Origin of the sequence: Streptomyces sp. NBC_01591, from assembly GCF_035918155.1 — a bacterium.
In the GTDB taxonomy this organism is placed as follows: Bacteria; Actinomycetota; Actinomycetes; order Streptomycetales; family Streptomycetaceae; genus Streptomyces.
This window is the reverse complement of record NZ_CP109327.1, coordinates 5,025,066-5,041,363: the sequence shown is the minus strand read 5'-3', so window position 1 is coordinate 5,041,363 and position 16,298 is coordinate 5,025,066. Positions and strand designations below refer to the sequence as shown.

Sequence of the window (16,298 nt, the reverse complement as noted above, 5' to 3'; positions counted from 1 at the left end):
CCTCACTCGACGGGGAGAGCGGCCGCGGCGGCGCGGAGGGGGAGCCGTCGCGGTCGCTGTACGTCGGGGGGCGTACAGCACAACCGGAGAGGGGCACGAGCCATCGGCTCGTGCCCCTCTGCGCGTTCACCGCTACAGCTCCCGGACGAGCACCCCCGCCCCGCACAGCTTCCCCATGTCGTCCTCGTCCGAGGTGAAGACCACCACCCGGCCCTGCTGCCGCCCCGCGATCACTGCGAGGGCCGCGTCGATGGCGTACTTGTGGCCGTGCAGACCTGTGTCCGCCAGCAGTCCGATCGCCTCGTCCGCGACCTTCTTGGTCACGGGCTCGACGATGATCCGGGACATCGCCCAGTTCCACTCCGGTCGCCGGATCCTGCTGTGATAGGCCTCGATGAGGGTCATGGAGCTCGTCACGACCCGGACGCCCGCCCGGTGCGCATCCTTGAGTCTGGCCTTCATCTCCAGGTCTCCGAGCGCAGCCCGCGAAAGCGCCTCGCAGTCCAGCACATAGCAGGCGCCCGCCATCAGGCAGCGTCCCTGTGCGCCTTCGCGCCTGCCTCCTGAGCGTCGAACCAGCGCTCGATCTCGCGGCGCTCCGCCTCCGCCGCCGCCAGTTCCGCCTCCGTCACCTGCCCGTGCTTCTCCTCCATCCACGCCACCAGCTCCCCCAGCCGGTCATGCTCGCGCTGGCGCTCTATGGCGTGGGTGACATACGCGCTGAACGCCCCCGGACCCACCTCGCTGCGGATCTCCTCCGCGAGCTCCTCCGGCAGCGTGACCGTGTACTTCTTGGTTGCCATACCTATCACCATACCGACGCATCGGGCATTCCGGCGCCCCCTTCCCCCAGCTCGACCCGAAGGGATGACGGGGCAGCCGAGCCCTTGACGCGCGTCAGGCCTCCCGCCCCCGCAGCTCCCCCTTCACCACCTTGCCGCTCGCGTTGCGCGGCAGTTCGGGTACGAACTCCACCGACCTCGGGACCTTGTAGTTCGCCATCTCGCGGCGGGACCAGGCGATCAGGTCGTCGGCCGTCACCGTCGCGCCCGGCCGGCGCACCGCATACGCCTTGCCCACCTCGCCGAGGCGGGGGTCGGGGATGCCGATCACCGCGACGTCGGCCACGTCCGGGTGCAGGCCGAGGAGCTGCTCTATCTCGGCGGGGTACGCGTTGAAGCCGCCGACGATGAACATGTCCTTGATCCGGTCGGTGATCCGGAGGTTGCCCGCCTCGTCGAGGACGCCCACGTCGCCGGTGCGGAGCCAGCCGTCGGGGGTGATCGCGGCGGCCGTGGTCTCCGGGTCCTCGAAGTAGCCCTGCATCACGTTGAAGCCGCGGACCAGGACCTCGCCGGGCGAGCCGGGGTCGGCCAGGACGCAGATCTCGGTGCCCGGGATCGCCCGGCCGGACGTCGAGGCGATCGTCTCGGCCGGGTCGCCGCGGCGGCACATCGTGACGATGCCGCTCGCCTCGGAGAGGCCGTACGCGGTGAGGACCGTGGCGATGTGGAGCTCCGTGCGCAGGCGTTCCACCAGTCTCAGGGGGACCACCGCCGCGCCCGTCACCACCAGGCGGAGGGCGGAGAGGTCGTGGGCGGAGCGTGCCGGGTGGTCCAGGAGGGACTGGTGGAGGGTGGGCGGGCCGGGCAGGACCGAGATGCGTTCGGCGGCGATGTTGGCCAGGACCGTGTCCACGTTGAAGACCGGTTGCGGGACCATCGTCGCGCCCCGCATCAGGCAGGCGATGATGCCCGCCTTGTAGCCGAAGGTGTGGAAGAACGGGTTCACGATCAGATAGCGGTCGCCCTCGCGCAGATCCGCCAGTTCGCTCCAGATCGCGTAGCAGCGCAGGGTCTGGGCGTGGGTGATGACGGCGCCCTTGGGCCGGCCCGTGGTGCCCGAGGTGTAGATGATGTCGGAGGGGGCCGAGGAGGCGATCGCGTCGGCGCGGGACCGTACCGCCGCGCCGGACACCCCCTCCCCCGCCGCCAGGAAGTCCTTCCAGGTGACGTAGTCGTCGGGGGCGGCGTCCGCCAGCACCACCACCTTTTCCAGGTGGGGGAGTTCGGCTTCCGCCCGGCGCAGCGACGCCACGTACGAGGTGCCGAGGAAGGTGCCCGTGACGAAGAGGAGTTTGGCCCGGCTGCGTTGCAGGATGTACGCCGCTTCGGTGCCCTTGAAGCGGGTGTTGAGGGGGACGAGGACCGCGCCGGCCGTCACCGCCCCCAGCGCGGAGACGATCCAGTCCAGGGTGTTCGGGGCCCAGACCGCGACCCGGTCCCCCGGTTCGACGCCCGAGGCCATGCACGCGGCGGCGGCCCGCTCCACGCGATCGCCGAGTTCGGCGTACGAGATCCGGGTGCGGCCCTCGACGACCGCCTCCCGGTCCCCGTACCGTCGCACCGCCGCCCGGACCAGCTCCGGGATGGTGCCCCACTCCTCGTCGCCGCGCATCGCTCGCCCTCCCTGACGCAGTAGCTGACTATCCGTCAGATTAGCTGTAGCCTCAGCCGCTGTCAGCAGTCATGACGGCCTGGGAGGTGGCGGTGACGGCACTCAAGGACGCGACGGCGATAGCCGGCATAGGGCAGACGGCCTTCGCGAAACAACTGCCGGAATCCGAGAAGACCTTGGCCTGTCGGGCCATCGTCGCGGCGCTCGACGACGCGGGCATCGCCGCGTCGGAGGTGGACGGATTCGCCTCGTACACGATGGAGGAGACCGACGAGGTGGAGGTCGCCAAGGCCATCGGTGCCGGTGACGTCACCTTCTTCGGCAAGGTGGGGTACGGGGGCGGCGGCTCCTGCGCGACGATCGCCCATCTCGCCGCCGCCGTGGCGACCGGGCAGGCGAGCGTCGGGGTCGCCTGGCGGTCGCGGAAGCGGGGGTCGGGGCCCCGGCCGTGGAAGAACACCGCCGTGCAGCTGCCCACCCCCGCCCAGTGGACCCGCCCGTACGGACTGCTGCGGCCGGCCGACGAGATCGGGATGCTGGCGCGGCGGTACATGCACGAGTACGGGGCGACCCGCGACCACCTCTTCAACGTCGCCCTCGCCTGCCGCAACCGCGCCAACCAGAACCCGGACGCGGTGATGTACGAGCGGCCGCTGACCCGCGACATGTATATGACCTCGCGCTGGATCAGCGAGCCACTCTGCCTCTTCGACAACTGCCTGGAGACGGACGGGGCGCTGGCCTGCGTCATCGTCTCCGCCGAGCGGGCCCGCGACTGCCGGCAGAAGCCCGTCTACATCCACTCCGTCGCCCAGGGTCTGCCCGCCCAGCACCACGGAATGGTCAACTACTGGAACGACGACCCGCTCACCGGACCCGCCTGGACGGCCGCCCGGCAGCTGTGGAAGCAGGCCGACTTCGGCCCGGACGATGTGGATGTCGCCCAGATCTACGACGCGTTCACCCCGCTCATCCCGCTCTCCCTGGAGGGCTACGGCTTCTGCGGACGCGGCGAGGGCGCCGCGTTCACCGAGGGCGGGGCGCTGGAGAGCGGCGGTCGGCTGCCCATCAACACCGGGGGCGGCGGGCTCAGTGAGGGGTACGTGCACGGCTTCAACCTGATCAACGAGGGCGTCAAGCAGTTGCGCGGCGTCTCCACCGCCCAGGTCCCGGACGCCGGGACGTGTCTGGTCACCGCCGGGGAGGGCGTTCCCACCTCCGCCGTGCTACTGAGGAGTTGACCGGGATGGATGCTCTGCTGCTGCCCGTCGTGGACGAGGACGGCGCACCCTTCTGGGAGTACGCGGCCCGCGGTGAACTCCGCGTCCAGGCGTGCGCCGCCCCGGAGTGCGGACGGCTCCGCTTCCCGCCCCGGCCGTGCTGCCCGCACTGCCAGTCCTTCGAGAGCGAGTGGCGGCCGATGAGCGGACGCGGCCGCATCTGGTCCTACGTGCTGCCGCATCCGCCGCTGCTGCCCGCGTACGCCGCGCAGGCCCCGTACAACGCCGTCGTGGTCGAGTTGGCGGACGCCCCGCAGATCCGCCTGGTCGGGAATGTGGTGAGCGGTCCGGACGCCCCGCTGGACTCGGTCGATCCGGGGCGGCTGCGGATCGGTGCGCCGGTGCGGGCGGCGTTCTGCCCGGCCGGTTCCGGGGTGACCCTGGTGCGCTGGCTGCTGGAGAGGTGAGGGGCGATGGCGCTGCGCACGGAGACGGACAAGGAGACCGGGGTCGCGCTCGTCACCCTCGACCGGCCCGCGAAGCACAACGCGATCGACCTGGCCACGGCCGCCGAACTGACCGCCGCCTGGCGGGCGTTCCGCTTCGACGACGGGGTGCGGGCCGTGGTCCTCACCGGTGCGGGCGGCCGGGCCTTCTGCACGGGGATCGACCGGGGCGTGGACGTGCCGCAGCCCTCGTCCCCGTACACGATCGACGATCCGCTGCTCGCGATCGGGCCGAAGGCGAACGACCTGTGGAAGCCGGTGATCGCGGCCGTGGAGGGGATGGCCTGCGGCGGGGCGTTCTATCTGCTGGGCGAGGCGGAGTTCGTGATCGCGTCCGAGGAGGCGACGTTCTTCGACCCGCACACGACGTACGGGATGGTCAGCGCGTTCGAGGCGATCTCGATGGCTCAGCGGATGCCGTTCGGCGAGGTGGCCCGGATGGCGCTGATGGGGACGGCGGAACGGGTCTCCGCCCGCCGCGCGTACGAGACCGGCCTGGTCAGCGAGTTGACTGCGCCCGGCGGCGCGGTGGACGCGGCGCTGCGGGCGGCGGGCGTGATCGCCTCGTACCCGACTCAGGCGGTGCAGGGGACGGTACGGGCGGTGTGGTCCGCGCGGGAGGCGGCCAGGGCGCAGGCCATGGCCCACGCCCCGCACCTCGTCGCACTCGGGAATCTGCCACCGGAGCGGCAGGCCGAGCTGTTCCGGGGGCGGGGCGGGGGCGGGTTCCGGACGCGCTGACGGGCCGAATGGTGGGCCCGCCTGCGCGTCAGTAGGTCAGTTCGGCCTCGACCCGGCACTTCTTCACCTTGGAGACCTTGCGCGGGTCGTCCATCCGCACGGAGACGGTCTTGGTCTCGCCGCCCTCGGCGTCCACGGTGGCGTAACCGATGTCGATGGCGTTGCCGCGTGCGTTGAGGAAGGCCACCTCGACCTCGTACCTGTGCGAGCCGGCGGCGTTCGCGGTGAGCCTGACGGCGGAGGTGGTGACGGCCTTGCGCTTGCCCTTGCGGGGCTGGGCACAGCGGAAGACGTATGCCTGGGGCTCATCGGACGCCGTGGCGGTCGGGGGCGCCGTCGCGTAGTCGGTGCCGCCGGAGGAGCTGCTCGACGAGTCGTAGTCATCGTCGTCGTAGTCACTGCTGTTGTAGCTGTCGTTGCTCTTCTTGGAGTTGGAGCAGCCGCCGCCGCTGCTGCTCGACCCGCCGCTCTTGCTCTTGCCGCTGCGGCCGCCGTGGCTGGAGGTCGAGAAACCGGTGAGTGCGAGTACCACCACGACCAGTACCGCGGAAAGCTTTATGTGCTGCCGCATCATCGATGCAGCCCCCCTTGTGTTGTTGTCCGTTTCTGCAGTTGTCGAACGACCGTGCGTCACGGTAGCGCAAGGTGGCGGGGGTGAAGGGCCGGGCGTAGCGTCGAGGCCGAGAGCGGTGCAGAGCTGTGACGCCGGTCCGCGCACGCGCAGGAGGCCGATGATGATCCGCAACGTCCTCGGCTCGGTGCTCGCTCTCACCGGAGCGGCGGCCGCCGTGCTGAGCCCCTTCCGTGACTGGTACGACGGTCGCCTCGGGCGTCACTACCGGATCGACGAGCTGTTCACCGGCATCACGGCCGGCCGGCCCGGACCGCTGGGTTCGATCCTGCTCGCTTTCCTGTTCGCCGCCGTGCTGACGGTGGTCGGTGTGGCGCTGCGGTCACGGCTGCTGGTGGCGGCCGCGGGCGTGGTGGTGCTCGGGTTCACCGTGCTGTGGATGGTGCGCCAGGGACAGGCGGCGGGCAGTCTGGCGGTCGCGGGCGACGGTTCCGGGCTGGGGTGGGGCGTGGCCGGGGCGGCGGCGGGCGGGGTGCTGCTGCTGTTGGGCGCGGCGGTGATGTCGGGGCGGCGCGGTGCCCGGCGCCGGCTTGCCCGCAGGGCGCGCAACCAGCCGTACGCGGCGCCCGGCTCGGAGCACCCGGACACCTGGCCGCCGACGCAGGAGCCGGGGCCGTCCGTACAGACGAGCACCCTGCCGGAGCCCGAGCCGGAGCTGTACACGGGGCCGGACCCGGCGGACCGGCGCCCGGACGCGGCGTCGGGGCCGGGGTCCGCGCCGGGCTCGGCCTCGGACGACCGGGATACGGCCCCCTACCCCGTCGTGCCGGACGAGGGCCCGGACGCGGACGGGCGCCCGGGCCGCTGAGGCCCTCCGCGCCCGGGGTTCCTTCCTCGAACGCCGGACGGGCTGGATTTCACGTCTTCGACGCGGTCTACGTCCTGGCCCGGCTGCCCGTGCCCGTTCCCTTCAGCGCGTCGAGCGCGTACACGCAGCGGTCCTTGCTGCACGCGTACACGACACCGCCCTGCGCCACCGGCGAACCCGTGATCTCACCGCCCGTCGCCAGCTTCCAGCGGAGCTGGCCGCCCGCCGCGTCCAGGGTGTACAGGACGTGGTCGGCGGAGCCGAAGTGGACCCGGCCGTCGGCGACCACCGGGGCGCCCACCACCTCGCCGCCCGCCGCGAACCGCCACTTCGGGGTGCCGGTGACCGCGTCGAGCGTGTAGAGCGCGCTGCCGCTGCCGACATGGACGTTTCCGGCCGTCACCAGGACCGGTTCGATCGACTGGCGGGCCTCCGTGGCGATGCGCCAGCGGTCCTTGCCGGTCGAGGCGTCGAGCGCGTACACCGTGCCGAGGTAGTCGGCGAGGTACACGCCGCCGCCGGTGACGGCGGGGCCGGGTGCGAACGCGGGCGGGGAGAGGAAGACCGTGGGCGACTCGAAGCGCCAGCGCACATGCCCGGACACGGTGTCCACGGCAAGGACCCGGGCCCCCGCGCTGACGTAGACGAAGCCGTCCGGCGCCGCGGTCACCCGGACCGGCACACCGCCGCAGGAGGCCGCGTCGCCGATGGGGTACGACCAGCGCTCGATGCCGGTACGGGCGTCGACGGCGCGCAGCCGGGCGTCCTGCCAGAGGTAGACCGTGCCGTCGTGGATCGTGGGTCCGGCCTCGGCCGTCTCGAAGTCGGTCTGTACGCCGCCGCTCTCCCACAGCTTCTCGCCCGTGGACGCCTCCCAGGCCTGGACGCCGCCGCCCCTGGTGCCGGTGACGACGGTGCCGCGGTCGGCCTTGAGGGAGTAGACCCAGGCGTCCGTCTGCAGCCGCCACCGCTCGCCGCCGCTCGCCGCGTCCAGGGCGTACAGGGACGGCCCGTCGGAGGCGTGGATACGGCCGCCCTCGACGGCCATCACCCAGGCCACGTCCCGGGTCTTGAACTGGCGCCGCCCGTTGCCGACGTCCAGGGCGTGCACCTCGAACGACGTGACGTAGAGGAGGTCCCCGGCGACGACGGGTGTCCCCCAGACGTCGTTGGACATCCGGAACCGCCAGGGCCGCCAGCGGTCCGGGCCGGGCGGGGGCTCCGGCGGCTGCGCGGGTCCGGGTACAGGTACGGGGGCGGCGGGCGCTGTCTGGGCGGAACCGTTCATCCCGACGGGCGGGCGCACCCAGCCGGTCGCGGGGCCCGCGTCCGCGGTGGCCGTGGCGGTGGCCCGGACGTCCTGGGCCCGCGGGCCGGGGCCGATCGGCACCTTCGCACCGGGCAGCCGCACCGGACCGCCCGCGTCGGACACCGGCGACGGTCCGGGAGCCGGTCCGACGGCCAGGGAGCGCGGGTCGGCGCCCGGCGGCTGCTGGGGCGGCGGCGGAACCGGGGCGGGTGCCGTGGTCTTCCGGCCGCCGCGGCGCTGCTCGATCATCGCGGTGGCGGAGGTCGGCAGCCACGCCGAGGCCGTACCGCTGTCGTCGCCGCCGGAGGCGAAGAGGTGCGGGGCGAGCTGGGCCTGGAGGTCGGCGGGGGTGGGCCGCAGCCCGGCGTCCATCTGCATGCAGGAGTCGATCAGCGGCCGCAGTTCGCCGGGCAGGCCCTCCAGGTCGGGTCCTTCGCGCAGCAGCATGAAGACCGTCTCGACGGGGTTGGCGCCGTGGAACGGCGCGTGACCGGTGGCGGCGAAGACCAGCGTGGAGCCGAGCGAGAAGACATCACTGGCCCCGGTGACGCTGCGCGAGTCCCTGGCCTGTTCGGGCGACATGTACGCGGGCGTGCCCACGGCGACGTTCGTCATGGTCAGCCGGGTGTTGGAGACCCCGGACGCGATCCCGAAGTCGATCACCCGCGGGCCGTCCTCGACGACGAGCACGTTCGACGGCTTCATGTCGCGGTGGACCAGTCCCGCACCGTGGATCGACTGGAGGGCCTCGGCGATACCGGCGGCCAGCCAGCGCACCGCCTGGACGGGCATGGGCCCGCACTCACTCACTATCTCTTCCAGCGAGGGGGCCGGCACATAGGCGGTGGCCAGCCACGGCACGGCCGCGCGCGGGTCGGCGTCCACCACCGCGGCCGTGTAGAAACCGCTGACGGCGCGGGCGGCCTCCACCTCGCGCGTGAACCGGACCCGGAACAGCTGGTCCTCGGCGAGCTCCGTACGGACCGTCTTGATCGCCACGCGTCGGCCCGAAGCCGAGCGGGCGAGATAGACCAGCCCCATGCCACCGGCACCGAGCCGTCCCAGCACCTCGAACGGGCCGATCCGCCTCGGGTCGTGCTGCGTCAGCTGCTCCACCACTTGCCCTGCCACCTCCCCGTACGAGCCTCAGGAACAGAAGCCCGCGAAAACCCGCCCTGCACGGCGTCTCACCACTGGGCACCACCCGGCGGTGCGCACCCCCGATTCTTCCTGGCTGAGGCCCTGGTTGCGAACCCGGGGGCGGATCGGGGTGTCACAGCTCACTCTGCCCCCTTCTCGGACACAGGGGGCTGAAGTACGGCGAAAACGGCACCCTGATCGTCCTGGAGGACCGCGATCCGCCCGTACGGGATGTCGAACGGCGGCGCGGAGATGCGGCCGCCGAGGCGTACGGCGTTCCCGGCGGCGCTGTTGCAGTCCTCGACGGCGAAGTAGCTGAGGAAGTAGCTGGGCATCTCCGCCGGGAACGCGTCGGTGATGACGCTGCGGCCGCCGACCGCGGTGTCGGGTCCTGGCTCGGTGCCCGCCGGGGACCACATGCGGAAGTCGGGGCGGGATGCGGGGCGCGATTCGGCCGTGCCCGGTTCGCCCTCGCCGGATTCGTCGAGTTCGGTGCCCTGGGAGAGATCGGTGCCCTGGAAGCCGAAGACCTCCTCGTAGAAGGCGTCCACCTGGTCCTTCTGCCGGGTGTAGACCTCGGTCCAGCAGAAGGAGCCGGGTTCGTTCTGCTTCTGGAAGCCCTCGCGGTCACCGGCCTGCCAGAGTCCGAAGACCGCTCCGCCGGGGTCGGCCGCCTGGGCGAGCACTCCGGCCCGGCCGGCCCGGACGGGCTCGGTGATCACCTGGCCGCCCGCCTCCCTGATCCGGGCGACGGACGCGACGATGTCGTCGGTGGCGAAGTAGATCCCCCAGGCGGTGGGCATCCGGCCGTCCTGCTTGGCGGCGAGCGCGGCGACGAGCTTCCCGCCGCTGAAGGCGTCCGCGTACGGTCCTTCACCGGCCCGGAAGGTCCAGCCGAACAGCTCACCGTAGAAGCGCTTGCCCGCTTCCAGGTCGGGAAGCTGCACATCCACCCAGCACGGCGCGGATCGCGCGAATGAGGCCATGGGCCCAGGTCCTTCCGTGATCACGCGTCGCTCGCCGTCCGTGGCAGTGACACTCGTCACAGCAAACGTAACCGCGGGTCGCGCGCATCGCGCCCCGACCCGTCCACATCGAACGCATTTTCGATAGAACCCCAACGGAACCCCGGCGGCAGAGTCCCTGCTCACGGCATCACGGAAAGTTATCCACGGAAGTTATCCACAGGCTGTTGATAAGACTTATCGCTCCGTGGCGCACTCCGGGTGCGCATACGTCGAAATCCGGCCACTCCCCCCACCGTTCCTGCGGTGAACCCCATTTGCAGTCGGCCGAATCGCGCTCCCATCACCCCTCGGTAAGCTGACGGCATGACAGGACAAGTGCGCACCGTCGACGGCCGCGTGGCCGGTCGACGCGGACAGGCGACGCGGCAGAAGCTGCTCGACTGCCTCAGCGAGATGCTCAGCTCCTCGCCGTACCGGGACGTCAAAGTCATCGACGTCGCCCGGAAGGCGGGGACTTCACCCGCGACCTTCTACCAATACTTCCCCGACGTCGAGGGCGCCGTCCTCGAAATCGCCGAGGAAATGGCCAAGGAGGGCGCCGGGTTGACCGAACTGGTCGCCGGCCGCTCCTGGGTCGGCAAGGCCGGCTGGCAGACAGCCGAAGAACTCGTCGAGGGCTTCCTCGACTTCTGGCGGCACCACGACGCGATCCTGCGCGTGGTCGACCTCGGTGCGGCCGAGGGCGACAAGCGGTTCTACAAGATCCGCATGAAGATCCTGAACTCGGTCACCAACTCCCTCACCGATTCGGTGAAGGAGCTCCAGGCCAAGGGCAAGGTCGACAAGGAGGTCAGCGCCGCCGCGATGGCGGGCTCGCTGGTCGCGATGCTGGCCGCCGTCGCCTCGCACCAGAAGGGCTTCACGACCTGGGGCGTGAAGCAGGCCGAACTCAAGCCGAATCTCGCCCTGCTGGTACATCTGGGCATCACCGGGAAGAAGCCGACGAGGTAGCACAGGCGCCGACGGCCCCTCCCCCACCGGGTATCGCGCGGCCGTCCCGGGCGCCCCAGGTCCTGTCTCACCGACGGCGGGCCACGCATGTGGTCCGCCGTCGGTGCACCCGGACCGTGTTCACGACGCCCGGATCACCAGTCTGAAGAGCCGGATCTCCCGATCGACCCGCGCCTGGTAAGTCGCGTACGGCGGCCAGAACTTCAGCGCCGCCCGCCACACCTCGTCCCGTTCGGCGCCCTCCAGCATCGTGGCGCGCACCGGAACGTCCCTGCCCTGCCAGTTGACGACCGCCTTGTCGGGACCGGCCAGCAGATTCGCGGTCCAGGCCGGGTGCCCCGTGCGGCCGAAGTTGCTGCCGACCAGGATCCAGCTCTGCACCGCCCCGTTCTCCGGCATGCAGGCCAGTGGAGTGGTTCGGAGCTGCCCGCTCCTCGCCCCCGGCACCGTCAGGATCAGCCCCGGCAGCATCTGGGCGCTGAGCAGCACCTTGCCGCGCGTGAGCCGGTGCACCGTACGGTCCATGACGGGCACGACATGCGGGGCGATCCTCGCGAACGTGCGGGTGGAGGAGACCTTCTGGATCAGCCGGACGCCGGGCGCCATCAGACCGCCACCTGCTCGACCGGTCCGGGAGCAGCCGGTCCGGAAGCAGCCGGCCCCAGGGCCGTTCCCGTGAAGAGTCCGGCCCGCTGCGCCGCGTGGTCGCGGAGCCGGTGGACGGGGCCGAAGAGCAGTTCGTCGGCCGCCGCCCGCTTGAAGTACAGATGCGCCTCGTGTTCCCAGGTGAAGCCGAGCCCGCCGTGCAGCTGGACGGCCTCGGCGGTGGTGATCCGGAGCGCCTCCAGGGCCTGGGCCAGGGCGAGTCCCCCGGCGGCGGCCGGGTCCCAGGCCGCGTAGTACGCGGCGGAGCGGGCCGCCTGCACCTGTACGTACAGATCCGCGAGGCGGTGCTTCACAGCCTGGAACGAGCCGATCGCCCGGCCGAACTGCTCGCGCGCCCTGACGTACTCGACCGTCCGCTCCAGCGCGCTCGCCGCCGCCCCCACCGCCTCCGCTGCGAGCAGCGCGGCAACCGGGTGCCCGGCCGAGGCGAGGGCGCCGGTGACGTCCACGGTGTCGTCCGCGCCGAGGAGTTCGGCCTCGGTGTCGCGGAGTTCGATCCGGGCCAGCGGGCGGGTCTCGTCGAGCGAGGTGAGGCGGGTGCGGACGGCTCCGGCCGCCGCGTCCGGGCGGACCAGGAAGAGGAGCGTACGGCTGCGCGGGAAGCCGCCCGCGTGGGCCGCGACCAGGAGGAGTCCGGCGCTGTGCCCGTCGAGGACCTGCGCGGCCTCCCCGTACAGCCGCCAGCCCTCCGCGCCGGCGACCGGCCTGGCCTGCATGCCGCCCGCCCGGCCGCCGCCCGCCCAGGTGCCGTCGACGGGGTCGCCGGTGAGGCCGAGGGCGGTGGCGAGCGAGCCGCCGGGGACGGCGAGGGTCGCGGTCAGCCCACCGGCCGCGATGCGCGGCAGCAGGGCGGTGCGCTGGGCATCGGTGCCGAGTGCGGCGATCAGGGGCGCGGCGAGCGCGGCGGTGGCGATCAGGGGCGAGGGCAGCAGGGCGCGGCCGGTCTCCTCGCAGGCGACGGCGAGCTCGGTGAGGCCGCAGCCGACGCCTCCGTGCTCCTGCGGGAGGGCGAGTCCGGGCAGCCCGAGGTCCTGGGCGAGCCGTCGCCACAGGTCCGCGTCGTACCCGTCGGCGGTGCGCACGGCGCTCCTGATGTCGTCGGGTGCGCAGCGTGCGGCCAGCAGTTCGCGCAAGGTGCGGCGGATCTCGTCCTGTTCCGCGGTGAAGGCGGCATCCATCGTCGGACTCCTTCCCCTCAGAAGCCTCCGGCCTCTGATCTGACGGTGCGTCATGTTAGGGGTGAATCACCGAGATGCCCAGAGTCGCGCACGGGAGGAGCCGGAAGATCCCGAGCCGGGAAGCCGGAAGATCACCGCACCACCGAGCGGTCCACCCGCAACAGATCTGATGTACCGTCAGATTCATGCCTTCTTCCCACCGCAAGGTCGCTGTCGTCGGCATATCCCTCGCCGACTGCGGACGCGTCGAGACGGCCACGCCATACGCCCTGCACGCCCAGGCCGCCCGCCGGGCGCTGGCCGATTCGGGGCTGGACCGGTCCGTCGTCGACGGTTTCGCCTCCGCCGGGCTCGGCACGCTCGCCCCGGTCGAGGTCGCCGAGTACCTGGGCCTGAAACCCACCTGGGTGGACTCCACCGCGGTGGGCGGCTCGACCTGGGAGGTGATGGCGGCCCATGCGGCGGACGCCATCGCGGCGGGGCACGCCAATGCCGTACTGCTGGTGTACGGGTCGACGGCGCGCGCGGACATCAAGGCGGGCCGCCGGACCTCCAACCTCTCCTTCGGGGCGCGCGGCCCGCTCCAGTTCGAGGTGCCGTACGGGCACTCGCTGATCGCCAAGTACGCGATGGCCGCCCGCCGTCACATGCACGAGTACGGGACGACCCTGGAGCAGCTCGCCGAGGTCGCGGTCCAGGCGCGGGCGAACGCGGCGGCCAACCCGGACGCGATGTTCCGGGACCCGGTCACGGTGGACGACGTGCTGTCCGGGCCGATGATCGCGGACCCGTTCACCAAACTGCACTGCTGCATCCGCAGCGACGGCGGCTGCGCGGTGCTGCTGGCCGCCGAGGAGTACGTGCAGGACACGGCGAAGGCGCCGGTGTGGATCCTCGGCACGGGTGAGCACGTCTCGCACTCCACCATGTCGGAGTGGGACGACTTCACGGTCTCCCCCGCGGCGGTCTCGGGCCGCCTGGCGTTCGAGCGGGCGGGGGTGCGGCCCGCGGACATCGATCTCGCCGAGATCTACGACGCGTTCACCTATATGACGCTGGTGACGCTGGAGGACCTGGGTTTCTGCGCGAAGGGCGAGGGCGGCGCCTTCGTGGAGAAGGGCCGGACCGGGCTCACCGGCGAGCTTCCGGTGAACACCGACGGCGGCGGCCTGTCCGCCTGCCATCCCGGGATGCGCGGACTGTTCCTGCTGGTGGAGGCGGTACGCCAACTGCGCGGCGAGGCGGGCGAACGCCAGGTGCGCAAAGCGGGCGGCCGGCTCCCGGAACTGGCGGTGGCATCGGGGACGGGCGGCTGGTTCTGCTCGTCGGGGACGGTGGTGCTGGGGCGGGGGTGAGGGGTGGGACGAGGGGGCAGATCCCGTACCGGGCCATGCGCTGCAATGGGGGCATGACCGACGCACACCAGAGCTTCCTGGACCTGCTCCACGCCCAGCGCGTCTGGGACGTGGAGCTTCCCGGCTTCGACCCGGCTGCCGCTCCCCCGGCCCCGCTCCCCCTCTTCCACAGCTGGTTCGCCGAGGCGGTGGCCGCCGGGCAGGTGGAGCCGCACACGATGTCGCTGGCCACCGCGGACGACGAGGGGCACCCCGACGTGCGGACGCTGATGCTGCACGACGCGGACGAGCGCGGCTGGCACTTCGCCACCCACCGCACCAGCGCGAAGGGCCGCCAGCTCGCCGCCCGGCCGTACGCGGCGCTCGGCTTCTACTGGCCGGCGCAGGGCCGGCAGGTGCGGGTGCGGGGTCCGGTCACCGCATGCGCGCCCGCCGAGAGCCTGGCCGATCTGCACGCCCGCTCGACCGGGGCGCTCGCATCGGCGCTGACCGGGTCGCAGAGCGAGGTGCTGGGCTCGCGGGAGGAGCTGGCCCGCACCGCCGACGCCGCCTGGGAACGGGCGCGGGCCGAACCGGACGCGGAGGTCGCGAGCTGGACCCGGTACGTGGTGGAGGCGCGGGAGGTCGAGTTCTTCCAGGGCGACGCGGGACGCAGACACGTACGGCTGCGCTACCGCAGGCCGGACGCGGCCCGGAACGACGCGGCCTGGACCCGGGAGCTGCTCTGGCCGTAGCCCCCGCCCCGTGCCCGCACGGCCCCGGCCGTACGGGCACGGCCCCGGCGGCCCGTCAACCGAGGGAGATCGCCTGTACCGGGCAGGCGCGGACGGCCTCCTTCACCATGGCACCGTCGAGGGCGTCCTCGTAGCCGGGCAGCAGTTCGCTGAACCCATCGTCGTCCTGGGTGAATACCTTCGGTGCGGTGAGCGCGCACTGCCCCGCGCCGATGCACCGATCCCTGTCGATACTGATCTGCGTCTGCATCCCAGCTGAACCTTCCGGTCGCATTCCGATCGCCATGTTTCGATTCACCATGTCACGGGAAGTTCGAGCAGGCCCTGGATGGTGTCACCCGGTTTGAACGGGATTTCTTCGGCGGGTACCGCAAGCCGCAGTCCGGGAAGGCGGTCGAAAAGCGCGGGCAGCGCGATCTCCAACTCGGCCCGTGCCAGATTCTGGCCCAGACATTGATGGACTCCGAACCCGAAAGCGACGTGATTGCGCGCGTTCCGGCCGAGGTCCAGCTCGTCCGGTGACGGATACACGGTCTCGTCCCGGTTGATCACCGACGTGGTCAGGATGACGCCGTCCCCCGCCCGGATGGTCACCCCGCCCACTTCGATGTCATCGACGGCCACCCGCGAAAGCCCGTCGGCGATGGACAGGAATCGGAGCAGTTCCTCGACCGCGCTGGCCATCAGCCCATCGGATTCGCGCATCCGGGCCAGCTGGTCGGGGTGCTGGAGAAGCGTGAACGTGCCGAGCGAGATCATGTTCGCGGTCGTCTCGTGCCCGGCGATGAGCAGGATCTGGGCCAGCCGCACCAGCTCCTCGTGGTCCACGGCCCCGGTCTCCAGCTGCTTGACGATGAGCTCGTCGAGCAGCCCATCGCCGGGGGTGACCCGCTTCCTCTCGATCAGCACGCGGAAGTAGTCGTCGAGCGCGTCCCGCGCCGCCTCGACATCCGCGGCCGCCGGGCCGCGGAGCAGCTTGCGCGACTGCGCCTCGAAGAACTCATGGTCGTCGTAGGGCACCCCGAGCAGCGCACAGATGACCATGGAGGGCACGGGCAGGGCGAAGGCGCCGACCAGATCGGTCGGTGGGCCCTGCTCGACCATCGTGTCGAGCAGCCGGTCCACGGTCTCCTGGATCTGCGGCCGGAGCGCGGCCGTCCGCTTGACCGTGAAGCTCGGGATCAGCATCCGGCGCTGGACGTTGTGCTCCGGATCGTCGACGCCGAGCAGCTCGACGCGCCGCAGGGAGCTCCTGGCCAGCCGCTCGGCGAAGATCGGGAACGTGGGGTTCTCCCGGTCGGACGACAGCCTCGGGTCCACCAGGAGCGAACGCGCCTCGGCGTGCCCGGTCACCAGCCAAGCCGTACGGCCGTCGAAGAGCCGGGCGCGGGACACCGGCTGCTGCCCCCGGTGCTCGCTGCGATATTCCGTCGGCGGGTGATAAGGGCAGGTGCGGTTCTGCGGAAAGGAGACGGTCTCGGCGTCTGCCATGGCGGACCTCGCAAAGAGATGGGGGAGTCCTACCGATCCCTTGCCACTAGATGCCTCGGGCACCTAATGGGTCTAGGTGTTGT

The 16,298-nt window shown here is 71.7% G+C and carries 17 protein-coding genes; 7 read left to right on the top strand and 10 right to left on the bottom strand.

Annotated elements, in window-relative coordinates; genetic code table 11:
• Nucleotides 1-132: 132 nt before the first annotated feature.
• The 3 genes from OG978_RS23570 to OG978_RS23560 all read right to left on the bottom strand — a co-directional run bounded on the left by OG978_RS23570 (nt 133) and on the right by OG978_RS23560 (nt 2,457).
• Nucleotides 133-528 carry a hypothetical protein gene (locus OG978_RS23570; RefSeq protein ID WP_326767116.1) on the bottom strand — a complete coding sequence of 132 codons (396 nt, stop codon included), beginning with the start codon at nt 526-528 and terminating at the stop codon, nt 133-135.
• Nucleotides 528-803 carry a hypothetical protein gene (locus OG978_RS23565; RefSeq protein ID WP_326767115.1) on the bottom strand — a complete coding sequence of 92 codons (276 nt, stop codon included), beginning with the start codon at nt 801-803 and terminating at the stop codon, nt 528-530. The genes OG978_RS23570 and OG978_RS23565 overlap by 1 nt, the downstream gene beginning before the upstream one ends.
• A 94-nt stretch (nt 804-897) precedes the next feature.
• Nucleotides 898-2,457 (bottom strand): FadD3 family acyl-CoA ligase, encoded by a 1,560-nt coding sequence (locus OG978_RS23560; RefSeq protein ID WP_326767114.1) that lies wholly within the window; start codon nt 2,455-2,457, stop codon nt 898-900.
• A gap of 71 nt (nt 2,458-2,528) precedes the next feature.
• Between OG978_RS23560 and OG978_RS23555 the strand changes: the two genes are divergently transcribed.
• From OG978_RS23555 to OG978_RS23545, 3 genes are read left to right on the top strand one after another with little or no spacing between them, the layout of a single operon-like run.
• Complete coding sequence (locus OG978_RS23555; RefSeq protein WP_326767113.1) at nt 2,529-3,698, top strand: lipid-transfer protein; 1,170 nt, start codon at nt 2,529-2,531, stop codon at nt 3,696-3,698.
• Between the two features lie 5 nt (nt 3,699-3,703).
• On the top strand, nt 3,704-4,144 hold the full coding sequence (locus OG978_RS23550) for a Zn-ribbon domain-containing OB-fold protein (RefSeq protein WP_326767112.1): 441 nt from the start codon (nt 3,704-3,706) through the stop codon (nt 4,142-4,144).
• Between the two features lie 6 nt (nt 4,145-4,150).
• The gene (locus OG978_RS23545; RefSeq protein ID WP_326767111.1) at nt 4,151-4,924 is read left to right on the top strand and encodes an enoyl-CoA hydratase/isomerase family protein; all 774 of its coding nucleotides are present in this window, start codon (nt 4,151-4,153) and stop codon (nt 4,922-4,924) included.
• Nucleotides 4,925-4,952: 28 nt separating this feature from the next.
• Here the strand turns inward: OG978_RS23545 and OG978_RS23540 are convergent, their stop codons facing one another.
• A complete protein-coding gene (locus tag OG978_RS23540) occupies nt 4,953-5,498 on the bottom strand; it encodes a hypothetical protein (protein WP_326767110.1) in 546 nt (181 codons plus the stop codon).
• Nucleotides 5,499-5,658: 160 nt separating this feature from the next.
• Here OG978_RS23540 and OG978_RS23535 point away from each other — a divergent pair, with 160 nt between their 5' ends.
• The gene (locus tag OG978_RS23535; protein ID WP_326770139.1) at nt 5,659-6,363 is read left to right on the top strand and encodes a hypothetical protein; all 705 of its coding nucleotides are present in this window, start codon (nt 5,659-5,661) and stop codon (nt 6,361-6,363) included.
• A 67-nt stretch (nt 6,364-6,430) separates the two neighbouring features.
• On the opposite strand, the gene OG978_RS23530 is transcribed toward OG978_RS23535, so the two are convergent.
• Together OG978_RS23530 and OG978_RS23525 are read right to left on the bottom strand one after the other, a co-directional pair.
• Complete coding sequence (locus OG978_RS23530) at nt 6,431-8,788, bottom strand: outer membrane protein assembly factor BamB family protein (protein WP_326770138.1); 2,358 nt, start codon at nt 8,786-8,788, stop codon at nt 6,431-6,433.
• Nucleotides 8,789-8,952: 164 nt separating this feature from the next.
• Nucleotides 8,953-9,798 (bottom strand): VOC family protein, encoded by an 846-nt coding sequence (locus OG978_RS23525; protein ID WP_326767109.1) that lies wholly within the window; start codon nt 9,796-9,798, stop codon nt 8,953-8,955.
• 345 nt (nt 9,799-10,143) lie between these two features.
• On the opposite strand from OG978_RS23525, the gene OG978_RS23520 reads away from it, so the two are divergent.
• Nucleotides 10,144-10,791 carry a TetR family transcriptional regulator gene (locus tag OG978_RS23520; RefSeq protein ID WP_124717053.1) on the top strand — a complete coding sequence of 216 codons (648 nt, stop codon included), beginning with the start codon at nt 10,144-10,146 and terminating at the stop codon, nt 10,789-10,791.
• Nucleotides 10,792-10,911: 120 nt separating this feature from the next.
• Here OG978_RS23520 and OG978_RS23515 read toward each other — a convergent pair whose 3' ends face one another.
• Both OG978_RS23515 and OG978_RS23510 read right to left on the bottom strand, forming a co-directional pair.
• Nucleotides 10,912-11,397 (bottom strand): nitroreductase family deazaflavin-dependent oxidoreductase, encoded by a 486-nt coding sequence (locus tag OG978_RS23515; protein ID WP_326767108.1) that lies wholly within the window; start codon nt 11,395-11,397, stop codon nt 10,912-10,914.
• A complete protein-coding gene (locus OG978_RS23510) occupies nt 11,397-12,635 on the bottom strand; it encodes an acyl-CoA dehydrogenase family protein (RefSeq protein WP_326767107.1) in 1,239 nt (412 codons plus the stop codon). The genes OG978_RS23515 and OG978_RS23510 overlap by 1 nt, the downstream gene beginning before the upstream one ends.
• A 185-nt stretch (nt 12,636-12,820) precedes the next feature.
• On the opposite strand from OG978_RS23510, the gene OG978_RS23505 reads away from it, so the two are divergent.
• Nucleotides 12,821-13,990, top strand: coding sequence for a thiolase C-terminal domain-containing protein (locus OG978_RS23505; RefSeq protein ID WP_326767106.1), 1,170 nt, complete (start codon nt 12,821-12,823; stop codon nt 13,988-13,990).
• A gap of 53 nt (nt 13,991-14,043) precedes the next feature.
• Nucleotides 14,044-14,724, top strand: a complete 681-nt coding sequence (locus OG978_RS23500) for a pyridoxine/pyridoxamine 5'-phosphate oxidase (protein ID WP_326767105.1) — start codon at nt 14,044-14,046, stop codon at nt 14,722-14,724.
• A gap of 55 nt (nt 14,725-14,779) precedes the next feature.
• On the opposite strand, the gene OG978_RS23495 is transcribed toward OG978_RS23500, so the two are convergent.
• Nucleotides 14,780-14,974: a ferredoxin gene (locus OG978_RS23495; protein ID WP_326767104.1), complete on the bottom strand. Its 195-nt coding sequence runs from the start codon at nt 14,972-14,974 to the stop codon at nt 14,780-14,782.
• A 44-nt stretch (nt 14,975-15,018) separates the two neighbouring features.
• On the bottom strand, nt 15,019-16,215 hold the full coding sequence (locus OG978_RS23490) for a cytochrome P450 (protein ID WP_326767103.1): 1,197 nt from the start codon (nt 16,213-16,215) through the stop codon (nt 15,019-15,021).
• Between the last annotated feature and the right edge of the window lie 83 nt (nt 16,216-16,298).